Here is a 26,022-nt window from a genome sequence, read left to right as displayed (position 1 = left end):
ATATTTAAATGATTATTGAATTAACATAACTTGCTTATCTTGTTTTTTCATACTACGTGTAAATGCTGTTACACCTGTTCTAGCAATTTCTTTCAAACCGTATGGACGAAGTAATTCAATTAACGCTTCTACTTTATCTTGCGTACCTGTTACTTGCACAACTATGGAATCCTTCCCAACATCTATTACAGCGGCTCGAAACGGTTCAATTAAACTATATAATTCTGCCCTCGCTACAGAAGTTGCTACTTTAATAAGAGCAAGCTCTCTAGCAATCATCGCTTCTTCTGTAATATCTGATACTTTCAGAACATCAATTTGCTTATGCAGTTGTTTAATTAACTGCTCCACTTGCTGTTCACTTTCAACGTGTACAACAATCGTCATTCGCGATATATCTGATGATTCTGTATGACCTACTGAAATACTTTCAATATTAAAATGTCTTCGTGTCATAACCCCTGTAATTCGGTTTAACACACCACTTTGATTTCGAACTGTCGCTGTAACAATTCTCTTCACCCTTTTTCCACTCCCTCCATTTGGTGAACACCTTTTCCTGGCGCAACCATCGGCATAACCTTCTCTGATTGAAGTACACGACAATCAATTACGACTGGCTCTTGTAATTCGATCGCATGCTGGATTTGCTTCTTTGCAAGAAGTGGATCGTCAATACGAACACCTTTTATGCCATATGCATTTGCAAGAGCGACGAAATCTGGTTGGCATGGTAATAAAGAATGTGAATATCTTTGATTGTAAAATTCATCTTGCCATTGTCTTACCATTCCTAAAGCTTCATTATTTAAAATAAATACTTTAACGGGTAAAGCGTGTTCTTTTAATACACTTAATTCTTGCAGAGTCATTTGAAACCCAGCATCACCAACAATTGCAATAACTAATTCTTCAGGCTTTGCAATTTGCGCACCGATTGCTGCTGGAAATCCGAACCCCATCGTTCCTAATCCACCAGAAGTTACCCATTTATCTGGATTTTTCAGTGGATAATATTGCGCTGCCCACATTTGGTGTTGCCCAACGTCTGTTGTTACAATCGCTTCTCCCTTCGTAATTTCATATAGCATATCAATCGCATATTGAGGTTTAATACTTTCAGAATTTCTTTTATAAGAGAATGGATATTTTTCTTTTCTATTCTTTAATAAAAAGAGCCATTCATGATGATTTTCTTTCTTTCCTTCTGATTGAAGCAATACTTCTAACGCCTGCTTAGCACTTGCAACAATAGGAATCTCTGTTGGCACATTTTTCCCGATTTCTGCTGGATCAATATCGATATGTGCAACAGTCGCCCCTTTAGCAAAAAAAGCTAAATTTCCAGTAAGACGATCATCAAATCTCGCGCCTATATTAATGAGTAAGTCGCATTCATATAATGCCATATTGGCTGTATAAGAACCGTGCATTCCCCCCATCCCTAGAAATAGTTCATCATCTGGTGGAAAACCACCAAGTCCAAGTAATGTATGCACAACAGGGATTTCATATTTACGAGCAAAACTTGTCAATTCTTTCGAAGCTTTCGCATGCAATATACCCGCTCCAGCTAAAATTAACGGTTTTTTTGCGGTTTCAATTACTTTGAGTAATTTGTTTATTTGAAGTAGATTCGGTTCATAATTAGGGTTATATCCTGGTAAATCCATTTGTACATTGCTACATCGCTCACCTTTCTCGACTACCATATCTTTCGGAAGGTCAATAACGACTGGTCCTGGTCTTCCTGTTTTAGCAATATGAAATGCTTCTTTAATAATTCGAGGTAAATCTGAGGCCTTTCGCACTTGATAGTTATGTTTTGTCACTGGCATCGTAAGTCCCATAATATCTGCCTCTTGAAAAGCATCGCTCCCAATTAACGTTGTTGCTACTTGGCCTGTAAATACTACAAGTGGCAATGAATCAATCATCGCATCAGCTAGACCCGTAATTACATTTGTAGCACCTGGTCCACTCGTTGCAATTACAACCCCTGGATTCCCTGTAATTCTGGCATACCCTTCAGCAGCGTGAATTGCCCCTTGCTCATGCCTTGTTAAAATATGCGGAATTTCACAATCATACAATGCATCATAGAGAGGTAAAACGGCACCACCCGGATAACCGAAAATCACTTCTACGCCTTCCTTTTCTAGCGCTTCTAACAATAGCTGTGCACCAGTTTCCAGTTTCTCTTCCGTTTTTGAAGACATTGTTCTTATAAGCCCCCTTTTTCAACCTTTTATACAATAAAAAAATCCTACGTCCACACTCCAGCTATGTGCTGAAGGGACGAAAAATTTCGCGGTACCACCCTTCTTTGCAAGAATACTCTTGCCTCAGTGATCCATAAATGGATCTAGCTAATAACGGAGCTACCGTCTAAGAACCTGTCTAAAATCTTTTTAATAAAATCGCCACACCTGCCAATAAGCAACTCTGTCTACTATTTTCAAGTGTTCGTTCACAGTTCTTCCACAGCCTTCGATAATTTTCCAACCAAGCAAAAGTTCGTTCCACAATCCAGCGTTTTGGTAACACGACAAATTTGTGAAGTTCAGAGCGTTTGATGATTTCAACCGAACAATCTATCGCCTCTTTTATCGATTGTGCAAATGATGGGCCAGTGTATCCACCATCACAAAGTATATTTGTCACTTTATCCAATGTTTCAGTATGGCGTTTGCACATTTGGATAGCGCCCTCTCGGTCCGTTATTTTCGCAGTTGTTACTTCTATAGCATGAATAAGCCCATTGGTGTCTACAGCGATATGACGTTTGATTCCTGACACTTTCTTTCCAGCATCATAGCCTTTTTCACCAGCTATCCATGTGTTTTTCACGCCCATCTTGCTCACGATAGGTTTCGACCAATTTTTTTATGCACTTTTTCGAGAAGACTTGTGTCATTCTCGTCTACTTTCCGCCAAATTTGATAGTAGGCATACACGGTTTTCCAATGTGGAAAATCACTCGGTAGGTTGCGCCATTGGCATCCTGTTGTAAGTAGGTACAGTACGCCGCAGAATGCTTCGTACAAATCGACTGTGCGCGGACGCGTCTTTTTACGTGCGTTTTCTAAATCTTCACGAATCAGTTCAAACTGTTTACGGGATATATTACTTGTATAATTGTGTATCATAGGAAACATCCTTTTTTGTCTATATTATAGCAAAGATTTTAGACAGGTTCTAAGCCTAGACAAATGCTTTAGCTTAGCACTCAAGGGCGATGTTCGTCGACGTGAACCATCGGTTTTCAGCAACCACCGACTCTCTGTGAGGCTTCACAATCAACTACTCCTCCCTATCAACGCTTTCTTATGTTAAAAAAGTTGTTATCCAACTTTATTTTCTTCGTAAATTTTCTCTCCATCTTCTACAACTAACTTACGAAACTCTTCTAATAAACGGTTCGTATGTGGACCTGTTTGCCCTAAGCCAATCGTTCTACCATCTACTGTCGTAACAGCAATCACTTCAGCAGCTGTTCCTGTTAAAAACACTTCATCAGCTACATATACATCATGTCTTGTAAATAACTCTTCTCTTACGTCATACCCAAGTTTTTCGCCGATTTCTAAAATGGCGTTTCGTGTAATACCTTCTAACGCTCCAGCAGAACTTGGTGGTGTAATTAATTTATTTCCTTTAACAATAAACACGTTATCTCCTGATCCTTCAGCTACATATCCTTGATCATTTAACATAAGCGCTTCTTGTACTCCAGCTAATTTCGCTTCAATACGAACTAAAATATTGTTTAAGTAATTTAAAGATTTTACTTGAGGGGATAAAACATCGGGACGATTTCGGCGCGTTGCAACTGTTACAACTGGAATCCCTTTCTCATAATATTCTTGTGGGAATAAAGATAATTGTTCTGCAATTACTACTACATTCGGCTTCTTACATGAATCGGGATCCAATCCAAGATTTCCTGCTCCTCTTGATACAACAAGGCGAATGTATCCATTAGATAATTTATTTTGTCGAATCGTCTCAACAACAATATTTGTTACTTCATCTAATGAATATGGAATTTCTAAAAGGATTGATTTTGCTGATTCATACAACCGGACAAGATGCTCTCTCAAACGGAAAACATTACCGCTATAAACTCTAATTCCTTCAAACACTCCATCGCCATATAAATAGCCATGATCATATACTGAAACTTTTGCCTCATCTTTTGGAACAAATTCTCCATTTAAGAAAATCCATTGCTCATTCACTAGAAGCGCCTCCTATGTTCTATGAATTTTTTATTGTTTCCTAGTTTACTCTCCTTTCTAAATAAATCAAGTGAATTTTTAGAAAATTTATAATTTTTAATCATACGTACTTCTTTACTTATACTGATTTAACAACATTGTTAACGTTTACAAAAAGTCAAAAAATTTTTTTCGCCAATTTCCACTAAAAAAATATTTGTTTAAAAGAAGGATTTTCATCAATTGATACGAATCTATTGTATTCAATAAACGGACGTCCGATTTTATAAATCCGGAAATATATAACGACTTTTGCTGAAAAAGGGGGAAAATAACAAAAATAGCGCTGTCTAAAAATAACATTCATATTTTTCATTTCGTAATCATAATCCTATTTTTAAAAAACAATTTGTCAAAATGAAGGAGGAAATAAATATGGCGTGTGTACAAATTAAAGGAACGAGACAAGAGGTAGTAGAAATGCTGCAATTATTTGATCTAATGGATACGAAAGGTTTTTGTAAATTCGATAATTACGTAGAGGTAGAACCAAATACGCAAGAACATAATCATTTTATTGCTTCAATCGACATCCATTCAAATACTTCTTCAGCACAAGATACATTATTAAACGATCAATTCGTTAGTCAAATGCTTACTGGCGTATATAACGACTAAACAAAGATTTACTTCCTACCGTCTTTTCATAAATATATGCAGTGAACTTGAGCATACTAGCAATTAGATGGTAGGGAGGTGAGAATTATGGCTAGAATTGGCGTTGAAAACTCATTAACAGACGTTCAACAAGCTCTTCAGCAACAAGGTCATGAAGTTGTTACACTTAACTCAGAACAGGATGCACAAGGGTGTGATTGTTGCGTTGTAACTGGGCAAGATTCTAATGTGATGGGCATTGCAGATACATCAATTAAAGGATCAGTCATTACAGCTCACGGTTTAACAACAGATGAAATTTGTCAACAAGTTGAAAGTCGCACTTAAAAAATGAAAGAGGACTCCTTTTAAAAAGAGTCCTCTTTTTTATATTCACCTAACGGGAAAGTAACATATACTGGATGAAAGCCCTACCTCTCTCTCATCATTACGGTTCCACTGACCGCTCCTTGATTCACTAGTATACATATATAGCTTACAAATACAATTTATAGGGTTTGTTCACAAAAGTTGTTGATAAAATTACCCGATCTTTCGCAAACTTTTCGTATTGCATTCATAAGAGATATTTACTTTACACTAGCTGTAACCGAGACACGAATTAAAATTGTAACACCAATACAATAACTTGTCAACTTTTTTCCGCAAATTAAAAACAGACATTAACGGTTTGTCTGTTTTAGAATGGAGCTTTTTCTTTTATTACATATACAACAAAGCCGCTTACTAACATGAATAAGCCAACTACTAAGTTTTTGATATTAATCATAAATTCCTCTCCCTTATTCCACACATCATATATATTTACATTTCAATTATTCCGATCATCCTAAAGCGCACTTTTTCTAATATATCATAATTCCTAAAAAATGCAAGTTCACTTTTGACGACCATTCACAAATTTATCTACAGTGCTTGGTACAGTATTTAAAGCCTTTTCAATTAAATGTGTACTGCTGTTGAGATGTAATACTTGCACCCCATTAGAACCAACTACTAAAAAAGCTACTGGACTAATGGAAACCCCAGCCCCGCTTCCTCCTCCAAATGGATGCCCTTGTTTGTTCTCTTTATGCTGATTTTGCCCACCGTTATGTTTTTCAGTAATGAAATCCCCTTTAAAATCACTTCCACCAGCTCCAAAACCAAAAGCCACTTGAGATACTGTTAATACTACATTTCCGTCAGCTGTTGAAACCGGGCTCCCAACAATTGTATTTACATCTACCATCTCTTTTAAATTTGTCATTGCCGTTTTCATTAAATTTTCAATTGGATGTTCCATTATGTATTGCACCCTTTCCTCATTATTCCTTTTTATATTTTCCAAAATAGAGGAAGTCATACTAACTTTTCCTATTTCAAGAAAACATTTTCCTCCTTTTAAAAGATACTACTCCCTGTACATGCTCCGGTATAGTGAAACTTTAATCAGTGGGATGTGCACGTTTCTCGACTCCCACAAATAGCGGGATAAAAAAGAAAAAGAGATACATACTACTATTGAACCTTGTTATGAAAGGAGTCATGACTTTGACTGAGAAATTTGATGATTATAAAAGAAAAGATAGAATAGATAGTGATTATAGTGACTATAAAGAAGAGTACGCCGCTGAGGTTGCACCACAACGCATTGATTATGATTACGATGATAAAGACGATAAAGATGTTGTAAAATCGTCCGCTGCTGGATCAACTGCTGGTTTTATCGCTCTTGCGCTATCTATCTTATCGCTATTTACATTTCCAACACTATTTGGTCTTGTTTCTGTTTTACTCGGTATTTACGCTTATAATCGCGGAGCTACTGTAACTGGCGGTATCGCTGCAGTTGTCGGTGGAATTGCTGCACTTATCGCAATTTTATTCCGAGTAGCACTTATTGGTCTATTGTTCTCCCTGTTCTAAAAAAGAAAAAGGTATCTCGCTTAACGCGGGATACCTTATCCTGTAAACACATCTTCCGATGGATATTTTATTTTTTGTTTTGCTGGTCGCGCTAAAGAGAACACAAGTGTTAATGGTCCAATTAATCCGCAGAACATAACAAACATAATAATACATTTTCCGAATGCCGATAGCTTTGCAGTAATTCCCATCGTTAATCCGACTGTGCCAAACGCTGATATTGTCTCAAATAATAATTGAATAAAGCTGAAGTTTTCTGTAAGCATTAATATGAATACCGCTGCTAAAATAAGTATTTGACTGGCAACAGCAATCGCTAAGGCCCTCGTTACTGTCGACATTTTAATTGTACGCTGAAATAAAACAATTTCCTCCTTTTTTCTAAAGAAAGAAAGGACAGATGTAATTAAGATAACAAACGTCGTTAATTTAATTCCTCCACCTGTCGATACACTTCCTGCACCAATAAACATTAAAATCATCGTAAATAATATAGATGATTCTTCCATACCTCCATAGTCAACCGTATTAAATCCAGCTGTCCGCGGAGTAATACCTTGAAAGAAGGAAGCCCATAGTTTTTCATTTAAAGATAAATTCCCTAACGTCTTCACATTATTATATTCCAATACAAAAATTACAATCATTGCTATAACATTTAGCACTACTGTTCCAATAATCATTATTTTTGAGTGAAGTGATAATTTTCGAAAACTGTGGCTATACCATATATCAATTAATACGGTAAAACCGAGTCCCCCAATTACAATTAAAGAGCAAATCCCAATATTAATAATGGGATCCCCTACATATCTTGTTAAATTATCTGGCCATAAAGCAAATCCTGCATTATTATAAGATGCAATTACATGAAAAATACTATAATATAAACCTTTTCCAAAACCAAACTCTGGAATAAAGCGAAACGATAAAAAGATGACCCCAATAAGTTCAATACAAATCGAAAATATAAAGACACGCTTTACTAATTTTACAAGACCACCTATATTTGTTTGATTAAATGCTTCTCCAATTAATAAACGATGGCGTAATCCGATTTTTTTACCTAGTACCCAAACAATTAAAATGGCAATTGTCATAAGACCTAGACCACCTGTTTGAATTAAAAACATAATAACAATTTCGCCAAACATCGTAAATGTACTTGCTGTATCCACTACTCCCAAACCAGTTACGGTCGCTGCTGACGTTGCTGTAAAGAAAGCATCTACCCAACTAATATGTACTTTCGTTGCGAATGGTAATTTTAATAACAAACCGCCAACCACAATTAAGCAGAAAAAGCCTAATGCTAATATTTGTGGTGGGTTTAATCGTATAAGACGATTATACAGCCCTTGTTTTTTTGTTACGTCCATATCACTAACTCCCTTATTAAAGTGAAGCTTTCCCCTCATACAATAAAAAGCTTTTTAAAAGCCCTTAAATAATTGGGACAAACCTTATATTCTCATAATATAGTTGAGCATAATCCTTTTTTTCATAGATTACAACTTTTATTTATATTCAGATTCCTTTTCGTTTTATGCTGGGAAAACTCTATATCCTAACTCAATATTGCTAGCAATAACAATTTCATATGTACTATTTTTCAAATCCCCATATCTTTCACTCTATGTTCACATAGAGGTCACATCCACCTTTTATAGTATATGTATCGAAGCTGTTCCTCCCTAATTTATAAGACATTCCCCAGTGTCTTTGAATAGCTTCCATCCCTAATTAAATTGACATAAATTGTCCCCTTCCTTGACCATCTTATATATGATGGTCTTATTTTTTTGTTTTCTCTATCTTTTATTCCGCTATTTGTGGGCAATAAACGCCCGATTGGTTAAGGCTAATAATCAACAGGGGATGAACAAAAAACACTCATTAAATTTTCATTTTATTTAAAACTCCCTCTCTCTTTCACTCTATATTCACACAGAGGTCACATCCACCTTTTATAGTATATGTATCGAAGTTGTTCCTCCCTAATTTATAAGACATTCCCCAGTGTCTTTGAACAGCTTCCATCCCTAATTAAATTGACATAAATTGTCCCCTTCCTTGACCATCTTATATATGATGGTCTTATTTTTTTGTCTTTCTATCTTTTATTTAAAACTCCCTCTCTCTTTCACTCTATGTTCACACAGAGGTCACATCTACCTTTTATAGTATATGTATCGAAGTTGTTCCTCCCTAATTTATAAGACATTCCCCAGTGTCTTAAAGCAACTTCCATCCCTAATTAAATTGACATAAATTGTCCCCTTCCTTGACCATCTTATATATGATGGTCTTATTTTTTTGTCTTTCTATCTTTTATTTAAAACTCCCCCTCTCTTTCACCCTATGTTCACATGAGAGTCACACCTATCTTTTATAGTATATGTATCGAAGTTGTTCCTCCCTAATTTATAAGACATTCCCCAGTGTCTTAAAGCAACTTCCATCCCTAATTAAATTGACATAAATTGTCCCCTTCCCTTGACCATCCTATGTGATGGTCTATTTTATTTTCCAAACACAAAATCTGTCTATCTACACTTAAAAAATTAAAAATTCAGAAAATATTGTCAAATTAGGTATTTTTTCGGTATAATTACTTTAGAAAGAAATTTCGCAAAAACAAAAGGGGGGATTTTATTGAAACAAACAAAAGCAATCTTAATCGCATTATTTCTAGGTCTAGTTGTTGGACTCACTCTAAATTTAGCTGCTCCATCTATCTTTGAGCCACTAAATCAATATGTGTTCAACCCAATTGGTCAATTGTTTATTCGACTTATTAAAATGCTAGTTGTTCCTGTTGTGTTCATTTCTATCGTACTTGGTGCTGCCGGCCTTGGAGATCCGAAACAACTTGGAAGAATCGGTTTAAAATCAATTTCATTCTTTCTCGTAACAACTGCGGTTGCCATCTCTATAGCGGTTACATTTGCACTTATTATAAAACCAGGAGCTGGCGGTAATTTTAAAACAGAAGGTCTTAAGTATGAAGGTGCAAAAACTGAAACATCTTTCGTCGACACATTGCTAAATATCGTACCAGATAACCCAGCAAAAGCGATGGCTGACGGAAACATGTTACAAATCATTGCCTTTGCCGTATTGATTGGACTCGGTATAGCTATTTTAGGAAAACGAGTTCAAGGTATCCATTCATTACTTGAACAGGGCAACGAATTAATGATGTATCTTGTTAATCTCGTTATGAAATTAGCCCCAATTGGAACATTCGGTTTGCTCGCTTCATCCGTTGGTAAAATGGGGCTTGCAGGCGTCGCTGCGATGTTCAAGTATATGATTGTCGTTATGTTAGTACTCATTATTCACGGGGTCTTTGTATATGGCGGCTTATTAAAGGTATTAGCAAAAGAAAGTATTGTTCGTTTCTTTAAACATTTCGGACCAGTAATGGCAATTGGATTTAGTACATCTAGCTCTAATGCATCGCTTCCATTTGCAATGAAAACAGCACAAGATAAGCTTGGCGTTCCAAAAGCGATAAGCTCATTTGTACAACCACTAGGGGCAACTATTAATATGGATGGTACTGCCATTATGCAAGGAGTAGCCACTGTATTTATCGCTCAAGTATACGGAGTTGAACTTACATTACCGCAATTAGCTATGGTCGTATTAACTGCTGTACTAGCTAGTATCGGTACTGCTGGTGTACCTGGTGTTGGACTTGTAATGCTTACAATGGTTTTAAATCAAGTAAATCTACCAGTAGAAGGTATCGCTTTAATTATCGGTATTGACCGTATTCTAGATATGTCTAGAACAGCTGTAAACATTTCTGGTGATGCAATTTGCGCAATGATTGTCGCAAAATCAGAAGAAAAATATAATACGGATCAATCGGCAGCATCGTAAATCAAAAAAGGAGTGAATTATTTCACTCCTTTTTTGATTTACTCCCTTTTTTAGAACGATATTCTTTCCCTTTATTATCATTACCAGTTTCAAATTCAGTGCTAAATTCCTGATTAAACTGGCCGGACTTTGGTGATCCTTGATTACCGCTCCCTTTACTACCGTTACGATTCGTCATATTTCTCCCTCCTTCCTTGTATTAGTAGTATGGCGCTCTATCTTTTTTCATACACATTTTATTTATTAACATCTATTACACACGAAAGAAGATCTCCCATCTATAAGGAAGACCTTCTATTTTATCACGTAAGCGTTTTCTTGTTTATAATCACTTAAATAAGTTTTTTGGAAATTGAAATCATTACATTCATTTCATCTTCTGAAAGTGCAGAGAATCTTTCTTGTAAATATTGTTTTTTCGCATCTTCCATTTTCGCAACTAAATCTTTCCCTTGTTCTGTAATCTCTAAATACACAACTCGGCGATCTGATGTAGAACGTGAACGAGTTACAAAACCCTTATTAATTAATTTTTCTGTAACAGCTGTAATATGACTATTCGACACATTTAATTCATTTGCTACACGCGATACCATTTCTTTATTCGTACGATTTAATATTCTTAGGACGATGAATTCATTCCACGGTATGTAACCACCAAATATTTTTCCGATATCATTACGCAACGTGCGAAACATAGCAAACACATTTGTCGATAGTTCTTCCATTAATTGCTCTCGATTTTGAGACAACATTGACAGCTCCTTTTATTTCATTTAGTTAAATAAAAACCTTATTAATAATTTTACATGAAATCTTACTTTTTGTCACCTTATTTTCCCATAATTCGTAGTTTTTTAATATGTATTTCATGATAAAATGAAGTCAACTTCCAGAAAAAGGGGTATTTTAATGCATGAGGAGGATAGGTTCTCAAATCTCAGCCTAAAAGATAAAACAATTATCATTAGTATTATTGCTCTTTTTCTCATTATAGTTTTTACATTTATATTTTTTGTATATGTAGGAATCTTTCAAATTACAGGTATAGCGTATAGTTCACGTACTGCTTTACTTCTCTTTTTTTATTAATCACTTTCTTAGATGGTATTACATTATTTATTTTCAGTTTCTTCAAAGCGCTGCTATATCCATTGACTCAAAACATGTCAAATTGGATTTCTCTCACTCTTTTCTCATTCATTGAAATTACACTAGATTGGTTCGTCATTCATACTGCTGATGATTGGATAGAAAGCGTACAAATGTCCAACTTAACTGAATTATGTGTCGTACTATTCTTTTTTCTATTAAATAAATTATTAAGTGACAAGAAAGAGTAAGAATACAAGCTTTTCTATATAAAAATTGGTACAATGAAAGCAAATCTTACTAAAGAGGTGTTAATTATGAACTTACAACAATGGGCTGATAAAGGTATGTCCTTTGATACATATGTGAATGAAATGCAAGTAAACCAATACGAGCTACTACACATTTACAATAATTTTTTAATTCCAAATGAATTACTTCCTGTATTAGAAGAACGTCAAAATGATGGCTGGCGTGTTATCGTATTAACTGCTGATTGGTGTGGCGATGCTCTTTTATGCGTACCTGTTATGAAACGAATTTCTGAAGTTGCAAATATTGATATGAGTTTATTAATTCGCGATGAAAACTTAGAATTAATGGATCAATATTTAACAAATGGAACAGCACGTGCGATTCCAATCTTTATTTTCATTGATAAAGATGGAAATGAACAAGCTGTTTGGGGACCACGCGCTCCAAAAGTACAAGAATTAGTAACTTCAATGCACGCTACATTACCTGAAAAAGAAGATCCAACTTTCGAAGAAAAACAAAAAGAAATGTATGCTAATTTCCGTGCTACATTAGCTGATGATACTTCTCTTTGGGAACATGTAATGGAAAACATGATGGAAAAAGTAGTAAAATAAAAACCTGCCGAGCTCGGCAGGTTTTTTTATTACATAATGAAGAAATAGAATACCGCAGCTAAAATGAAACGATAATAAGCGAACGGTGTTAGTTTTACACGAGATAATAATTTCAAGAATGAAACAATTGCAAGCATCGCAACAACGAATGCAGTTACAAATCCTGTTACAAATAGCGTTATATCTGCTGAGCTTAATACATCCCAGCTTTTAATTAAATCTAAGCCACTTGCAGCTACCATCATCGGTACCGCTAAAATGAACGTATATTCAGCTGCCGCTGTATGCGACACGCGAGCTAATAAACCACCACTTATTGTAGAACCAGAACGAGAAAATCCTGGCCAAAGAGCTAAACATTGGAACATTCCAATTGTAAATGCCTGTTTATATGTGATTTCATCTAACGTTCTTGCTGTACTTGGTTTCGAAAACTTCTCAGCAACAATCATTAAAATACCACCGGCTACTAAGCTAATAACAACTGGTCCTGGACCAAATAAAACCTCTTTAATAGTGCTATGGAATAATACGCCAAGTACCCCGGCAGGAATCATCCCGATAATAATATGTAATAAATTTAACGATGGTCCGTCTGTTACTTTACCTATTCCAACTAACGACCATAGACGCTTCCAAAATATAACAACAACTGCTAAAATCGATCCCAATTGGATAACAACTTCAAAAACTTTCGCTCTCTCATCGTCAAATCCAATTAAATGTCCTGTTAAAATCATATGTCCTGTTGATGATACTGGTAGAAACTCTGTTAACCCTTCAACAGCACCCATGATTAAACCAATTAACCAATCAGCCACAAGTAGTGCCTCCTTAATAACAAATAATATGTAATTTTTTCACACCTTATCATAATACCTTATCCCTTTTCAAAGTGCATCCTTTTTTTATTGGCTTCATATGTTATAGGCGCGTATTTCTTTTCTAATCTTTGATTAAATTGTATGATAGTAAGAGTTTGTTTTTTTATACGGAAAGGGGATTTTATGAAAGAAACTACTTCATTCTCACAAAAGTTAAAGCAATTTGTATTACTATTTTTTCCGATTTTCGTAACGCAAATGTCATTATTTGCGATGAGTTTTTTTGATACAACGATGTCAGGACATGCAAGTCCAACTGATTTAGCAGGTGTGGCAATTGGAACAAGTATATGGATTCCAGTTAGTACGGGGTTAACAGGAATTTTAATGGCTACTACTCCCATTGTTGCACAGCTCGTTGGATCCAAGAAAAAAGAGGACGTTCCCCACGTTGTCATACAAGCAGTTTATTTAGCAATTTGTGCTAGCTTCGTTGTTATCCTCATCGGTTTTTTCGTCGTTTCACCTATTTTAAATGGCATGCGCTTAGAAGAACCTGTGGAACGTATTGCAGCGCAATTTTTAAGTATTATCGCAATAGGAATTATACCTTTATTCACTTACACTGTTTTACGTGGATTTATTGATGCATTAGGAAAAACTCGAACAACGATGATTATTACATTATTATCATTACCAATTAATGTAATATTAAATTACCTATTAATTTTTGGTAACTTCGGTTTCCCAAAGCTCGGTGGTGTCGGAGCAGCAATTGCTTCCACTGCAACATATTGGTGCATTTTAATTATTACAGTCATTATTATTCAGACGAAAGAGCCTTTTGCCTCTTTCAACATTTTCAAACAATTATACCGACCTTCTCTTTCGAGTTGGATAGCATTCTTAAAACTTGGCGTCCCTATCGGATTTGCTATCTTTTTTGAAACGAGTATTTTCGCTGCGGTAACGCTCATGATGAGTAATTTTAGTACGACAACTATTGCAGCTCACCAAGCAGCTATGAACTTTGCTTCCTTGTTATATATGACTCCGCTAAGTTTAGCAATGGCAATGACTATTGCGGTTGGATTCGAAGTTGGAGCAAAACGTTACGATAATGCAAAACAATACGGACTGATTGGAATTGGATTAGCCCTTGCCTTTGCTTTATTATATTCGATTCTTCTCTACTTCTTTGATGATCAAATTGCTTCTATTTATACGACAGATGCAAAAGTTCATCATTTAGCAAAAGAATTTCTTATCTTTGCAATTTTATTTCAAATTTCAGATGCAATTGCAACCCCTGTACAAGGAGCTTTGCGTGGTTATAAAGATGTAAATGTTGCTCTAATTATGACTTTAATTGCTTATTGGATAATAGGTCTACCACTAGGTTACATATTAGCGACGTATACAGAATGGGCCGCGAAAGGCTATTGGATCGGTCTTATTATCGGTCTAGCATTTGGCGCTGCCTTCCTACTTATCCGTCTCTTTCAAGTACAACGAAAATATACAACACAAAACAGCCGCTAATAATAAAGCGGCTGTTTTCTTTATGCATATTTTTTCTTGTAACGTATAATATAATGAAAAAGAAAGGTGGGTACATATGGACGACAAAGAAAAAAAGCAATCATTCGATGAAGAATTTGCCCCTGAAATTTCACCTGGATATCGGCAAGATGTACATAAGCCACCTAAATATAAAAACACTTCGTTTTTAATGGGCATTACCATTTTCGCTGCTGTATTACTCATACTTATCATTTTCGTTTATTTTTGATGAAAGGTGGCCTATTATATGAAGAAACAAGATTCCAATCGTTCAAAAAGAACTGTTAAAACACAAAAAGGATATGCAGGAGATTCTGTTCATACTCTTAAACAAGTCGAGCAAGGGAATTTATATATTGCTCAAAAAGAACTTGGTCAACAAAATGAAAATCTTTAAAGGCCCTTTATTCCTTAAGGGTCTTTTTATTCCGCATTAAGTAATACACCCTCAAATGTTCTATTGAGCAATGAATTTCCTTTATTGTACGCGCTGCTTTTGTTCTAGCACCATAAATATATTATTAACCTTTACAATTTTCACTTCATAATTCAATTTCATTTCGCTTCTCTTACTCTTACCATTTTCAGTACCCGCAACGTACGCTACAGCTTGATAAAGAAAACTCTCATTGGTCTCTTCACGTATCTCCTCGTTTGTAAATTTATACTCTAAATCTTGAAAACGATTTGGATAATAATTTCCCATTAATTGTTCATACCCTCTATTTAAAAATAGTTCTTCACCTTTTCGTTTCACATCTTCTTTATTAGTAGACCCAAACACTGATAGTTGCTCGGTCACAAAATGCTCTCCTACCTTTTTCATTTCATTATGAGTTAAGTTTTCTATACTTTTGTTCTTTAACTCCTTATTTAACTCGTACTGATCAATCGGTTTAAAGGTAGCAAAAACCTCCTCTTTATATGACCAAAACAATACAAAAGCGATACATAGAGAAATGATTAACAGTCTTTTTTTCGTAATACTCCCGCCCTTCTTCATAATAATAGATATATTTTAACATATAGAAAGAAAATTCTGATATCATAAAATAGAATAACTTAACTCAGAAACGAGGAACAATTATGGACTCTTACAAACATTATATAAAAGAAGCTTTGCCTAATCTTTCTATACATTCATATAAACAAAATGAAGAAGGATGGGATAATGTAGCAGTTATAGTAAATGATGAGCTACTGTTTCGTTTCCCGCGAAAACAGGAATATGCGATGCGAATTCCGTTAGAAAAAGAACTATGCGCAATTCTCACTCAATCACTACAAGAAATCGAAGTTCCACAATATCACCTAATTTATAAAAATGAATCTGATGAGGTTCCTCTTTGTAGTTACTATACTCTCATTCATGGTGAACCATTAAAAACAGAAACAGTTGCCACGCTGGAGGATCCAAAGCTGAAAGCAATTATTACACAATTAGCTACTTTCCTTGCGGTACTACATAGTATTCCTTTACACCAAGTTACAACGCTATGTTTCCCTATTGAAAAAACATGTACCTACTGGAAAGAGCTACAAACAAAATTAAACCAATATCTCACTACTAGCCTTACTTCATTACAGAAACTAGCCTTAAATCGCTTATTTGAAAATTTCTTTGCATGTTTAGCTACATCCACTTTTCAAAACACAATCATTCACGCTGATTTTACTCATCATCACATTTTATTTAACAAGCATAACAAAAGCATTTCAGGTGTTATCGATTTTGGTGATGCGCAAATTGGCGATCCTGCTTTTGATTTTGCAGGACTATATTATGATTTCGGACATGAGTTTACTACATCTGTATATGAACAGTACAGTACACTTATTTCTCATCATGATCCATTACTCATTCATCGTATTACTACCTTTTATCAATACAGTCCTTTACTACATAATATTATTTATAATTTTGAGTCAGAGAATGAACTCGAATTCATTACAGGCACAGAACAGCTAAAAACGATATTACAGGGATGAGATTACATTCTCTCCCTATATACTCTCTCCTCATACATCATTAACTTTTTATCCATTTCAACAATAACTTTATACAATTGAAATGCCTGTAAAATTTGCAGTTGAATTTCAAAAGGAGCATTTTGTTCTTTTAACCATTGAAATACTTTTGTTTCATCTTTCATTGATTATTCCTCCCTTTATTCTGATTTGTGGGTAGCCCGATTAATGAGGGCTGATAATCAGTGGGTGATTGACAAAACCCCCACTGATTAAAGTTTCACTTTATTAAAATCTGCTACAAATATACCGTAAATGATGAAAAGCTTTTCATGTCAATAACAAAAAAGGATGCAAAGTTGCATCCTTTAATGAACTATATTTTTCTTCTGTTTCGCTTCTGTCTTTACTTCTTCCCCTTGGCATTCACTACGAAACGCACAACTTATACACTCAGAACGAAAATGACGCTCTGTATAATGCTCAGGTTGCTCTAACATTTCTTTCATTCTAGATAAATCAGCCATTCCAGTTATAATATCTTCCTGTTTCGGAATGTACTCATACTTAGTTCCTTCTATTAAATTAATAACTTCAATTTTTCCTGGAAGAACTCCGAAAGCTTTATAACTGAATACTGTCATTAGCTTCTGACAAAGAGCAAGCATTTCCTCATCTGCATCGACAACATACTTTTTAATTACAAACGACTCAGCACTCCACTCACCAACTTCAAATGTCAATGACATGTGGACACCTAACTCTTCCATATATGTTTGAAACTTCTCGTATAAAAACAATGGTGGTGTCTGACTATCATCCTTTTCAACGAACTGTAATAAGTGATCCGTTAGCTTCGCTAATACAATATAGTATTCCGTCTTCGAAGCAAACATATTAATCCTTACTTTTTTCCAATACTTTTCTATTAATATTAAAAGTACAATTTTCGTTTGTTGACCCGCAGGTAGCGTGTAATACTCGTTAATAATTTGATTGACAATCATTTGTGCTATTTGTTGCCATTCAAATGAAGAAGGTTCTCTTCTTTTTATGTGACGAAAATAAAATTTATGCGGACAACGCATAAAATCATACAAATGATAATCTGTCATCGTTTTGATTGAGATTTTCTCATGCACTTGCTCTTCATCTCCCTTCTGCCATTAAGAAAGGTGTTTTACAAATTCAGCTCCAAACTGTAAACATTTTTCTACATCTTCATCTTCTGGCGTTAATTCTACTTTTAGTCCTTCTAACACAACTGCTGCCCCGCGCTCTTGTAGCTTTTCTATTAAAATGTCAACTGCCACTCCGTATTTCGGATAAGCCGAATCACATGATCCGAATACTGCCGCTTTTTTCCCAGTTAAATCAATAGAATCCATTGCATCATAAAAATCTAAGAAATCATCAGGAAGATCGCCATCTCCCCAAGTGTATGCACCTAAAATAATTCCATCATACTGTTCTAATATAGAAGCTTCTGGTGAATCCATAATATCAATAACTTCAATTTCATTTTCTGTTTCACGAATTACGCCGGCAATATGGTCAGCCATTTCCTCTGTATTTCCACTCATACTTGCAAAAATCATTACTAACTTACTCAACTGAACCTCTCCCTTTACTTTGTATCTCTTTTTCTGTTTGAATGCTCTTCTTCTCATCTACATATTCAGACCGAATTACATTTCTTTGCCATTCCATATGCTGATCAACATCTTTATTTTTATCTTTTAATCCCCTCCGCAGAAGGTGAAAATTCTTTCTCATTAACATGTCGCATCCATCCTATTGATAATAATTATCAATTTCAACTATATTTAGATTAATTGACATTGATTATCAATGTCAATAACTATTTTAAAAAAAATGATTAAAATGTACAAGCTTGTCCGTTAGCTATTCATATACTATGAATGAGCATAGTTCTTTCTCAGCCCTCTCTGACGGAAAGAAATAAAAGCAACTGCAATAGAGTGCAGTTGCCTTTTTTTGTTTTTCTATAATTTTAGTAATCTTATAGTCGTCTCTAAAAATAGCTCCACTCCACAAATTAATGCTGATTCATCCACGTCAAATTTCGGATGATGATGTGGATAACAAGTATATATATTTTCATTACCTGTTCCTAATTTAATGAAACAACCAGGTGCTTTTCTTAAATATGCTGAAAAATCTTCTCCACCCATAGAAGGTTCAAGCTTCACAACACGCTCATTCCCAAACAAATGTAGTGCACTTTCTTCTACTATTTTCGTAATATATTCATCATTAATAACCGGATCATATCCATATCGATACGTATATGTATACGATCCTCCATGTGCTTCTGTAATTCCTTTCACAATTTTCTCGATTTTCCCTTCTGCTTCCACCCTCAATGCTTGATTAAATGAACGAACAGTTCCCATTAAAGTTGCTGTACTAGGAATAATATTGTCAGCCGTTCCCCCATGAAATTGTGTAACTGAAACAACCCTTTGCATAAAAGCACTTGTATTTCTTGATACGATATGTTGTAGATTTGTAATAATCTGTGCTCCGATAGCAATAGGATCTATCGTTTCTTCTGGTCGCGCCGCATGTCCTCCTTTGCCTTGAATCTCAACTGTAAATACGTCTGGAGCTGCCATCATCGGTCCATATGCAATTCCTATCTTTCCACTCTCAAGTCCTGACATAACATGTAAACCTATTACATAATCAACACCGTCCATTACACCTGCCTCAACCATTTCTTGTCCCCCACCGGGATACACCTCTTCTGCGTGCTGAAAGAATAGACGAATCTCACCTGCAAAATCTTCCTTTATATTTGATAACACCTCTGCTGTACTTAATAAAATAGCTGCGTGAGCATCGTGCCCACATGCATGCATCATTCCTTTATTCACAGATGTATAAGATTTACTTGTCTCCTCTTGAATTGGCAAAGCGTCTATATCAGCTCGAATCGCAATTACTTTCCCTTGCTTCACACCTCTTTTAATTGCTAGTACACTATACTTCGTCGGTCTCGTTACTTCAAAAGAAGAAAATGAGCATAATGTATCATATATAAATTGCGAAGTTTCTTTTTCATGAAATGATAATTCCGGATACTTATGGAAATGCCTTCTCCATTTCACGATATTTTCTTCCGAAATTAGATTCTTCCACACTCTATTCATGATAATTTCCTCCTTTTCAAAAGAACTAGAAATTTAAAAGTTTACTCCGTCTTAAATGATTAATAAAAACAAACACTGTATTTTTACGTATTCTTATAGTCCACTTTTATGTATTCACACAATCCACTTTCTATTTACATGTCAAACCCATTACAAATTCATGCTGAATGTAATATAATTGCTAAGTTAGGGATTTTCTTTTTTAGTATTTAGTGCTAATATCAAAAAAGAGCCTTTTGACTTATTTTTACCTAAAATGTGGGATTTTGTTTTTTTCACAATAATGTAGGACATGATACCTACAAAGAGCTATTATTTCATTAAGAGAGGGAAAGACATGGAAAGATTAAAAGAGATATGGTCTCGACCACTCACACAATGGGTTGCAAAGACGGTTTATTATCTTGCAATTTTATTTGCATTACTTTGGTTGTATGGATTCCATGATACAAACACAAGTACATTTATTTACAATGAATTCTAGGGTGGGAACGTTATGAAGTTATTAGAACAAATTGAAAAGTGGGCTGCAGAAACGCCTGATCAAACCGCTTTTGTTTGGCGAGATGCGAAAATTACGTACAAACAATTAAAGGAAGATTCTGATGCGTTGGCACATTGGATTTCTTCTGAGTATCCAGACGATCGTTCACCAATTATGGTGTATGGCCATATGCAACCTGAAATGATTATTAACTTTTTAGGATGTGTAAAAGCTGGACATGCTTACATTCCTGTAGATTTATCTATCCCAGCTGATCGTGTACAACGTATTGCTGAAAATTCTGGTGCGAAATTACTTTTATCGGCAACAGCAGTAACTGTAACTGATTTACCAGTTCGCATCGTAAGTGAAGACAACTTAAAAGATATTTTCTTTACTCATAAAGGGAACACTCCAAATCCTGAACATGCGGTAAAAGGTGATGAGAACTTCTACATTATTTACACATCAGGAAGCACAGGTAATCCGAAAGGGGTTCAGATTACTTATAACTGCCTTGTTAGCTTTACAAAATGGGCTGTAGAAGATTTCAACTTACAAACAGGGCAAGTATTCTTAAACCAAGCACCTTTCTCATTTGATTTATCTGTAATGGATATTTACCCATCATTAGTAACAGGTGGTACACTTTGGGCAATCGATAAAGATATGATTGCGCGTCCAAAAGACTTGTTTGCTTCTTTAGAGCAATCGGATATTCAAGTATGGACTTCCACACCTTCTTTCGCTGAAATGTGTTTAATGGAAGCATCTTTCTCTGAGAGTATGCTACCGAACATGAAAACATTCTTATTCTGCGGTGAAGTGTTACCAAATGAAGTAGCTAGAAAATTAATTGAGCGTTTCCCTAAAGCAACAATTATGAATACGTATGGTCCAACAGAAGCTACTGTCGCTGTAACAGGTATTCACGTTACAGAAGAAGTGCTTGATCAATACAAATCACTTCCAGTTGGCTATTGTAAATCAGACTGTCGCCTTCTTATTATGAAAGAAGATGGCACGATCGCACCTGATGGTGAAAAAGGTGAAATCGTAATTGTCGGTCCAAGCGTAAGCGTTGGATATTTAGGAAGCCCTGAATTAACAGAAAAAGCATTTACTATGATTGACGGTGAGCGCGCCTATAAAACAGGCGATGCTGGCTATGTTGAAAATGGTCTTCTATTCTATAATGGTCGTCTTGATTTCCAAATTAAGCTGCATGGTTATCGAATGGAATTAGAAGAAATTGAACATCACCTTCGTGCGTGTTCTTACGTAGAAGGAGCAGTTATCGTTCCAATTAAAAAAGGTGAGAAATACGATTATTTATTAGCGGTTGTTGTTCCTGGGGAGCATTCGTTTGAAAAAGAATTCAAATTAACATCTGCAATCAAAAAAGAACTCAATGAGCGATTACCAAACTACATGATTCCACGTAAATTCATGTATCAATCTTCTATTCCAATGACACCAAATGGAAAGGTAGATCGCAAAAAATTATTGAGTGAGGTTACAGCATGACCGCATATGGATCATTTTATTTTTTCGCTATAGTGGGCATTTTATTAATACCTACTATCATAGCTGGATTAAAAGGTAAAATGTTGCGCAAATATAATGCCGTTTTAACATTAGTCATGATTGCTATTATCTTCTCAGATAAACCAAAGCAAGCAATGATGCTAGCTGCATTTATTATTTGGCAATATGTCCTTATTAAAGGCTATTTAATTTTAAGAAAACAAAATAATAGTACATTCACATTTTGCATAGCTGTTATTTTATCGATTTTGCCTCTTATTTTGGCAAAAATCGCGCCGTTTGCATCGTTTTTACCTGAGTTAAAACTTGTTGTTTTCCTAGGTATATCTTACGTAACATTCAGAGCAGTTCAAATGGTATTTGAAGTTCGTGATGGTTTAATTAAAGAGCTTTCTTTCTTTAACTTCTGGGAATTCGTTTTATTCTTCCCTGCGATTTCAACAGGACCTATCGATCGTTACCGAAGATTCCAAAAAGATATTCAAAAGCCACCTAGCGCTGAAGAATATCAAAATTTACTATATACAGGACTAAATCGTATTTTCCAAGGTTTCTTGTATAAATTTATTATTGCTTACTTAATAAAGCAATATTGTATGGATCCAGCATTCGCTCAACACGATACAATATTTTCAAATATGATTTACATGTATAGCTATAGCTTATATCTATTCTTTGATTTTGCTGGTTATAGCTCTTTTGTAATTGGTGTAAGTTATATGATGGGAATTAAAACGCCAGAAAACTTCAATAAGCCATTCCTTAGTCGTAATATTAAAGACTTCTGGAACCGCTGGCACATGAGTTTATCATTCTGGTTCCGTGATTTTATTTACATGCGTTTCGTCTTTTTTGCAACGAAGAAAAAGTTAATTAAGAACCGTTACACTATTTCGTATATCGGGGCATTTTTAAACTTCTTCATTATGGGAATTTGGCACATCCAAGGAAGCGCTGTTGCGCAGTATGTTATTTATGGTCTATACCATGCCGCACTGTTTATTTTATTCGATATTTTCGAACGAAAAAACAAGAAGCATAAGTTTTGGCCAAACAATAAATTTACACACATCCTTGCGATTGTAATTACGTTCCACGTTGTATGTTTCGGTTTCCTAATCTTCTCTGGACACCTTAACAGATACTTTTAATGCACCCTTCTTATTCCATTAAGAAGTTGCACATATAATAATTTCGGATATAAAGGAGATTTTAAAAATGGCAGAATTCAAAGAGCAAGTATTAGATATTTTAGAAGAAGTATGTGAAAACGATATTGTGAAAGAAAACTTAGATGTTCAATTATTTGAAGAAGGTATCCTTGATTCTTTCGCTGTAGTATCTTTATTAGTTGAATTCCAAGAGCGTTTAGATATTGAAGTTTCTATTTCTGATTTTGACCGTGACGAGTGGGCTACACCAAACATGGTTATTAAAAAGTTGGAAGAAATCCGATGAACAAAGCAAAATTTGGTCCGATGCTTTTAGCATTGGCCCTTTTTGCTGTATTCTTACTTATTCCAACGCGCTTCCTACTTCCACTTTTAAGTGATGAAAAAGTAGAACAAGCTGCTACTTCTTTAAAAGAAGAAAAAATTCAAAGTATGATTTTACAGCAAAAGATGTTAGCAGATCCAAAATATCTTCCGATGTACGGTTCATCGGAATTCGCACGTATGGATGCTTTCCATCCATCTAATTATTTTAAAGTAAAGCCTGAAGGATTTACGCCATTCCTTCTTGGACGCGGCGGAACACAAGACCTTGTACATGTATTAAACTTCGCATCTACAATGGATCAATTGAAAGATAAGAAAATGGTATTCGTTCTTTCTCCGCAATGGTTTGTACCACAAGGTATTGACGAAACGCACTTTGCACCTAACTTTTCAAAACAACAAGGTTACCACTTCATTTTCAACAATGATTTAAAACCTGAAATGAAAAAACAAATTGCAAAGCGTTTATTAAACTTTGAGATTGTAAAAAAAGAAACTTTATTAAAAATTTCGCTTGAAGGTATCGCTTATGATGATACGAAGTATAAAGTAAAAGCACTTGCTGCTAAACCTTTCGCTTATATTTACCGTAACATTTTAGATCGTAAAGATTTATTTACAGCTATGTTTAATATTAAACCGCACAAAGAGAAGCTCGATTCTTCATTAAAACAAATGAACTGGGAAGAGGCTCGTAAACATGCGGATCAAACAGGTGCAGCAGAATCTAGATCTAATGAATATGGTATCGAAGATGGTTACTTCAATAGCAAAATTAAGAAAAAATTAAAGCAACGTGAAGGTTACTTAAAAAATGATGCTTATGACCAATCGCCAGAATATGAAGATTTACAAATTGTACTTGATTTATTAAAACAATCTGGTGCAAAACCACTCTTCATTTCTGTTCCTGTCAAAGGTCCTTGGTACGACTACGCTGGCTTCCCGAAAGAACGCCGCGAAGCATACTATAAGAAAGTTCATGAGCAAATTGAAAAAGCTGGTTATCCAATTGCCGACTTCTCAAATCATGAATACGATAAATACTTCTTAAAAGATCATATGCACTTAGGTTGGAAAGGCTGGGTTTACATCGACGAAGCCCTCCAACAATTTTATAAAGCAAACTAACGAAAAGACCGCTTGAATTACTCAAGTGGTCTTTTTGTATATATTTTGTAATTGCTCGATTGCATTCGCCGCTTCTTTCATAACTCGCTCCACTACATGCTGAGCTGATTCGATTCGTGCCAATGATGCTGCCTGCCCTGCCCAAAGTGACATATATTCTTCCTTATTTTGCTTCGCTGCCTCTTGGCGTATTTTAGAAGTTAATACGTTTTGCACTGGATATACCGGAAGCCCTTCTTCTTTTCCTTCATGTCTCTCTATAAATTCATTCCGAATACCGCGTGCATATTTCCCGGAAAACGCACGAGTTACAGTTGTGCTCGTATCTGTACTATGTAAAACCGCTTCTTTATACACATCGTGCGTAATACTCTCTTCACTTGTTAAAAAGGCTGATCCCATTTGAACACCTTCTGCTCCTAGTGCCAATGCCGCAACAAGCCCTTGTCCGTTCATTACACCACCTGCTGCGACAATTGGGATATGCGGAACAGCCCCTACTAACTGAGGTATTAACGCAAACGTACCAATCATAGCATCTCGTTCTTTCCCAATAAACGTTCCTCTATGCCCTCCTGCTTCGCTACCTTGCCCAATAATAATATCTACTCCTAGCTCAGCAAGTACTTTCGCTTCCTTCACATGGGTAGCTGTTCCGATAACTTTTATTCCACTTCTTTTTAAATCATTTATTTCTTCTTTTTCTAACGTTTGAAATGCAAAGCTAACGACCGGTACTTTTTCATCTAATAGCACTTGTAATTGTTCCTTATAGCTTTTTGGAAGCTTTAACGTTCCTTCTACTTCTATACCTAATTCTCTATTCACTCCGCTTAGTAATACTTTCGCCTCATCTACCTTCTCTTCTTCTATTTCTATCTCTTTCGTTACAAGTAAATTAACACCGAAAGGCTTATCTGTTAGTTCTCTTATTCTATAAATCGCTTCACGAATTTGTTCTGGGCTCATATAGCCCGCTCCAAGCGTCCCTAATCCTCCACTATTACTTACTGCTGCAACAAGTTCTGGCGTCGTAATCGCGCCTGCCATACCGGCTTGAACAACGGGATACTCAATTTTTAATATGTCTGTTACTCGACTTGTAAACATCATTTCCCCTCCTATTTCCTTTATATCTTCTTTATTTGATAAGCTTTCCCCTGCTTTT

General features: G+C 35.4%; 31 protein-coding genes and 1 pseudogene. 15 read left to right on the top strand and 17 right to left on the bottom strand.

What is annotated here, in order from left to right:
* Nucleotides 1–12 precede the first annotated feature (12 nt).
* The 4 genes from ilvN to ilvE all read right to left on the bottom strand — a co-directional run bounded on the left by ilvN (nucleotide 13) and on the right by ilvE (nucleotide 4,241).
* Complete coding sequence (gene ilvN / locus V6946_RS07425) at nucleotides 13–522, bottom strand: acetolactate synthase small subunit (RefSeq protein ID WP_000822952.1); 510 nt, start codon at nucleotides 520–522, stop codon at nucleotides 13–15.
* Nucleotides 519–2,219: an acetolactate synthase large subunit gene (gene ilvB, locus V6946_RS07420; RefSeq protein WP_000095876.1), complete on the bottom strand. Its 1,701-nt coding sequence runs from the start codon at nucleotides 2,217–2,219 to the stop codon at nucleotides 519–521. Before ilvB ends, ilvN begins: the two co-directional genes overlap by 4 nt.
* 181 nt (nucleotides 2,220–2,400) lie before the next feature.
* Nucleotides 2,401–3,149 (bottom strand): IS5 family transposase gene (locus V6946_RS07415; protein WP_406622280.1). Its coding sequence is split into 2 segments (ribosomal slippage): nucleotides 2,401–2,885 and nucleotides 2,885–3,149, totalling 750 coding nucleotides; the frame shifts between segments, so codons are not numbered across the junction.
* Between the two features lie 195 nt (nucleotides 3,150–3,344).
* A complete protein-coding gene (gene ilvE / locus V6946_RS07410; RefSeq protein ID WP_001005486.1) occupies nucleotides 3,345–4,241 on the bottom strand; it encodes a branched-chain-amino-acid transaminase in 897 nt (298 codons plus the stop codon).
* A 414-nt stretch (nucleotides 4,242–4,655) separates the two neighbouring features.
* Between ilvE and V6946_RS07405 the strand changes: the two genes are divergently transcribed.
* Both V6946_RS07405 and V6946_RS07400 read left to right on the top strand, forming a co-directional pair.
* Complete coding sequence (locus V6946_RS07405; protein ID WP_000752513.1) at nucleotides 4,656–4,898, top strand: DUF3911 family protein; 243 nt, start codon at nucleotides 4,656–4,658, stop codon at nucleotides 4,896–4,898.
* 87 nt (nucleotides 4,899–4,985) lie between these two features.
* Nucleotides 4,986–5,225: a YkuS family protein gene (locus V6946_RS07400; RefSeq protein WP_000101022.1), complete on the top strand. Its 240-nt coding sequence runs from the start codon at nucleotides 4,986–4,988 to the stop codon at nucleotides 5,223–5,225.
* 352 nt (nucleotides 5,226–5,577) lie between these two features.
* Here V6946_RS07400 and V6946_RS07395 read toward each other — a convergent pair whose 3' ends face one another.
* Both V6946_RS07395 and ytfJ read right to left on the bottom strand, forming a co-directional pair.
* Nucleotides 5,578–5,667 carry a hypothetical protein gene (locus V6946_RS07395; protein WP_000608227.1) on the bottom strand — a complete coding sequence of 30 codons (90 nt, stop codon included), beginning with the start codon at nucleotides 5,665–5,667 and terminating at the stop codon, nucleotides 5,578–5,580.
* A 108-nt stretch (nucleotides 5,668–5,775) separates the two neighbouring features.
* A complete protein-coding gene (gene ytfJ / locus V6946_RS07390; protein ID WP_000204234.1) occupies nucleotides 5,776–6,243 on the bottom strand; it encodes a GerW family sporulation protein in 468 nt (155 codons plus the stop codon).
* A 188-nt stretch (nucleotides 6,244–6,431) separates the two neighbouring features.
* Between ytfJ and V6946_RS07385 the strand changes: the two genes are divergently transcribed.
* Entirely contained in the window at nucleotides 6,432–6,806 is a 375-nt protein-coding gene (locus V6946_RS07385; RefSeq protein WP_000136541.1) for a hypothetical protein, read from the top strand.
* Between the two features lie 35 nt (nucleotides 6,807–6,841).
* Here the strand turns inward: V6946_RS07385 and V6946_RS07380 are convergent, their stop codons facing one another.
* Nucleotides 6,842–8,185: a TrkH family potassium uptake protein gene (locus V6946_RS07380; RefSeq protein WP_006926386.1), complete on the bottom strand. Its 1,344-nt coding sequence runs from the start codon at nucleotides 8,183–8,185 to the stop codon at nucleotides 6,842–6,844.
* 1,276 nt (nucleotides 8,186–9,461) lie between these two features.
* Between V6946_RS07380 and V6946_RS07375 the strand changes: the two genes are divergently transcribed.
* Nucleotides 9,462–10,697, top strand: a complete 1,236-nt coding sequence (locus V6946_RS07375; RefSeq protein WP_000814809.1) for a dicarboxylate/amino acid:cation symporter — start codon at nucleotides 9,462–9,464, stop codon at nucleotides 10,695–10,697.
* Nucleotides 10,698–10,719: 22 nt separating this feature from the next.
* Here V6946_RS07375 and V6946_RS07370 read toward each other — a convergent pair whose 3' ends face one another.
* Both V6946_RS07370 and V6946_RS07365 read right to left on the bottom strand, forming a co-directional pair.
* Entirely contained in the window at nucleotides 10,720–10,875 is a 156-nt protein-coding gene (locus V6946_RS07370; protein WP_000184928.1) for a hypothetical protein, read from the bottom strand.
* Between the two features lie 154 nt (nucleotides 10,876–11,029).
* Nucleotides 11,030–11,449: a MarR family winged helix-turn-helix transcriptional regulator gene (locus V6946_RS07365; RefSeq protein WP_000081432.1), complete on the bottom strand. Its 420-nt coding sequence runs from the start codon at nucleotides 11,447–11,449 to the stop codon at nucleotides 11,030–11,032.
* A 160-nt stretch (nucleotides 11,450–11,609) separates the two neighbouring features.
* Between V6946_RS07365 and V6946_RS07360 the strand changes: the two are divergent.
* Nucleotides 11,610–12,040 (top strand): annotated as a pseudogene (locus tag V6946_RS07360) (regulatory YrvL family protein).
* Between the two features lie 33 nt (nucleotides 12,041–12,073).
* A complete protein-coding gene (locus V6946_RS07355; protein WP_366981622.1) occupies nucleotides 12,074–12,661 on the top strand; it encodes a thioredoxin family protein in 588 nt (195 codons plus the stop codon).
* Nucleotides 12,662–12,690: 29 nt separating this feature from the next.
* Here the strand turns inward: V6946_RS07355 and uppP are convergent, their stop codons facing one another.
* Nucleotides 12,691–13,482, bottom strand: a complete 792-nt coding sequence (uppP, locus tag V6946_RS07350; RefSeq protein ID WP_000796256.1) for a bacitracin resistance undecaprenyl-diphosphatase — start codon at nucleotides 13,480–13,482, stop codon at nucleotides 12,691–12,693.
* A 186-nt stretch (nucleotides 13,483–13,668) separates the two neighbouring features.
* On the opposite strand from uppP, the gene V6946_RS07345 reads away from it, so the two are divergent.
* The 3 genes from V6946_RS07345 (at nucleotide 13,669) to V6946_RS07335 (ending at nucleotide 15,445) form a co-directional block, all read left to right on the top strand.
* Entirely contained in the window at nucleotides 13,669–15,027 is a 1,359-nt protein-coding gene (locus V6946_RS07345; RefSeq protein WP_000665546.1) for an MATE family efflux transporter, read from the top strand.
* Nucleotides 15,028–15,103: 76 nt separating this feature from the next.
* Entirely contained in the window at nucleotides 15,104–15,277 is a 174-nt protein-coding gene (locus tag V6946_RS07340; protein WP_000341062.1) for a hypothetical protein, read from the top strand.
* 18 nt (nucleotides 15,278–15,295) lie between these two features.
* Entirely contained in the window at nucleotides 15,296–15,445 is a 150-nt protein-coding gene (locus V6946_RS07335) for a hypothetical protein (protein WP_000743742.1), read from the top strand.
* Between the two features lie 81 nt (nucleotides 15,446–15,526).
* Here V6946_RS07335 and V6946_RS07330 read toward each other — a convergent pair whose 3' ends face one another.
* Complete coding sequence (locus V6946_RS07330) at nucleotides 15,527–16,051, bottom strand: hypothetical protein (RefSeq protein WP_000715254.1); 525 nt, start codon at nucleotides 16,049–16,051, stop codon at nucleotides 15,527–15,529.
* Between the two features lie 83 nt (nucleotides 16,052–16,134).
* Here V6946_RS07330 and V6946_RS07325 point away from each other — a divergent pair, with 83 nt between their 5' ends.
* Nucleotides 16,135–17,037 (top strand): aminoglycoside phosphotransferase family protein, encoded by a 903-nt coding sequence (locus tag V6946_RS07325; protein WP_000378982.1) that lies wholly within the window; start codon nucleotides 16,135–16,137, stop codon nucleotides 17,035–17,037.
* Between the two features lie 2 nt (nucleotides 17,038–17,039).
* On the opposite strand, the gene V6946_RS07320 is transcribed toward V6946_RS07325, so the two are convergent.
* The 5 genes from V6946_RS07320 to amaA all read right to left on the bottom strand — a co-directional run bounded on the left by V6946_RS07320 (nucleotide 17,040) and on the right by amaA (nucleotide 20,192).
* On the bottom strand, nucleotides 17,040–17,201 hold the full coding sequence (locus tag V6946_RS07320) for a hypothetical protein (protein WP_000651086.1): 162 nt from the start codon (nucleotides 17,199–17,201) through the stop codon (nucleotides 17,040–17,042).
* Between the two features lie 183 nt (nucleotides 17,202–17,384).
* Nucleotides 17,385–18,158, bottom strand: a complete 774-nt coding sequence (locus V6946_RS07315) for a hypothetical protein (protein WP_000544574.1) — start codon at nucleotides 18,156–18,158, stop codon at nucleotides 17,385–17,387.
* A gap of 24 nt (nucleotides 18,159–18,182) precedes the next feature.
* The gene (locus tag V6946_RS07310; protein WP_000041153.1) at nucleotides 18,183–18,629 is read right to left on the bottom strand and encodes a flavodoxin; all 447 of its coding nucleotides are present in this window, start codon (nucleotides 18,627–18,629) and stop codon (nucleotides 18,183–18,185) included.
* A complete protein-coding gene (locus V6946_RS07305) occupies nucleotides 18,622–18,798 on the bottom strand; it encodes a hypothetical protein (RefSeq protein ID WP_000929023.1) in 177 nt (58 codons plus the stop codon). Before V6946_RS07305 ends, V6946_RS07310 begins: the two co-directional genes overlap by 8 nt.
* Before the next feature lie 224 nt (nucleotides 18,799–19,022).
* Nucleotides 19,023–20,192 carry an N-acyl-aliphatic-L-amino acid amidohydrolase gene (amaA, locus tag V6946_RS07300; protein WP_006928846.1) on the bottom strand — a complete coding sequence of 390 codons (1,170 nt, stop codon included), beginning with the start codon at nucleotides 20,190–20,192 and terminating at the stop codon, nucleotides 19,023–19,025.
* A 337-nt stretch (nucleotides 20,193–20,529) separates the two neighbouring features.
* On the opposite strand from amaA, the gene V6946_RS07295 reads away from it, so the two are divergent.
* From V6946_RS07295 to dltD, 5 genes are all read left to right on the top strand, one after another.
* A complete protein-coding gene (locus V6946_RS07295; protein ID WP_000440293.1) occupies nucleotides 20,530–20,676 on the top strand; it encodes a teichoic acid D-Ala incorporation-associated protein DltX in 147 nt (48 codons plus the stop codon).
* 12 nt (nucleotides 20,677–20,688) lie between these two features.
* Nucleotides 20,689–22,203, top strand: coding sequence for a D-alanine--poly(phosphoribitol) ligase subunit DltA (dltA, locus tag V6946_RS07290; protein WP_000770505.1), 1,515 nt, complete (start codon nucleotides 20,689–20,691; stop codon nucleotides 22,201–22,203).
* Nucleotides 22,200–23,375 carry a D-alanyl-lipoteichoic acid biosynthesis protein DltB gene (gene dltB, locus V6946_RS07285; protein WP_000127933.1) on the top strand — a complete coding sequence of 392 codons (1,176 nt, stop codon included), beginning with the start codon at nucleotides 22,200–22,202 and terminating at the stop codon, nucleotides 23,373–23,375. Before dltA ends, dltB begins: the two co-directional genes overlap by 4 nt.
* 67 nt (nucleotides 23,376–23,442) lie before the next feature.
* Nucleotides 23,443–23,682 carry a D-alanine--poly(phosphoribitol) ligase subunit DltC gene (gene dltC / locus V6946_RS07280; RefSeq protein ID WP_000807310.1) on the top strand — a complete coding sequence of 80 codons (240 nt, stop codon included), beginning with the start codon at nucleotides 23,443–23,445 and terminating at the stop codon, nucleotides 23,680–23,682.
* On the top strand, nucleotides 23,679–24,854 hold the full coding sequence (gene dltD, locus V6946_RS07275) for a D-alanyl-lipoteichoic acid biosynthesis protein DltD (RefSeq protein WP_006928845.1): 1,176 nt from the start codon (nucleotides 23,679–23,681) through the stop codon (nucleotides 24,852–24,854). The genes dltC and dltD overlap by 4 nt, the downstream gene beginning before the upstream one ends.
* Before the next feature lie 21 nt (nucleotides 24,855–24,875).
* Here the strand turns inward: dltD and V6946_RS07270 are convergent, their stop codons facing one another.
* The gene (locus V6946_RS07270; protein ID WP_006928844.1) at nucleotides 24,876–25,964 is read right to left on the bottom strand and encodes a nitronate monooxygenase family protein; all 1,089 of its coding nucleotides are present in this window, start codon (nucleotides 25,962–25,964) and stop codon (nucleotides 24,876–24,878) included.
* Nucleotides 25,965–26,022: the final 58 nt, after the last annotated feature.

Source organism: Bacillus sp. PPSBB_2, from assembly GCF_045291115.1.
Classification (GTDB): domain Bacteria; phylum Bacillota; class Bacilli; order Bacillales; family Bacillaceae_G; genus Bacillus_A; species Bacillus_A cereus.
The sequence above is the reverse complement of the archived record's forward strand: the minus strand, read 5'-3'. Positions and strand labels throughout refer to the sequence as shown.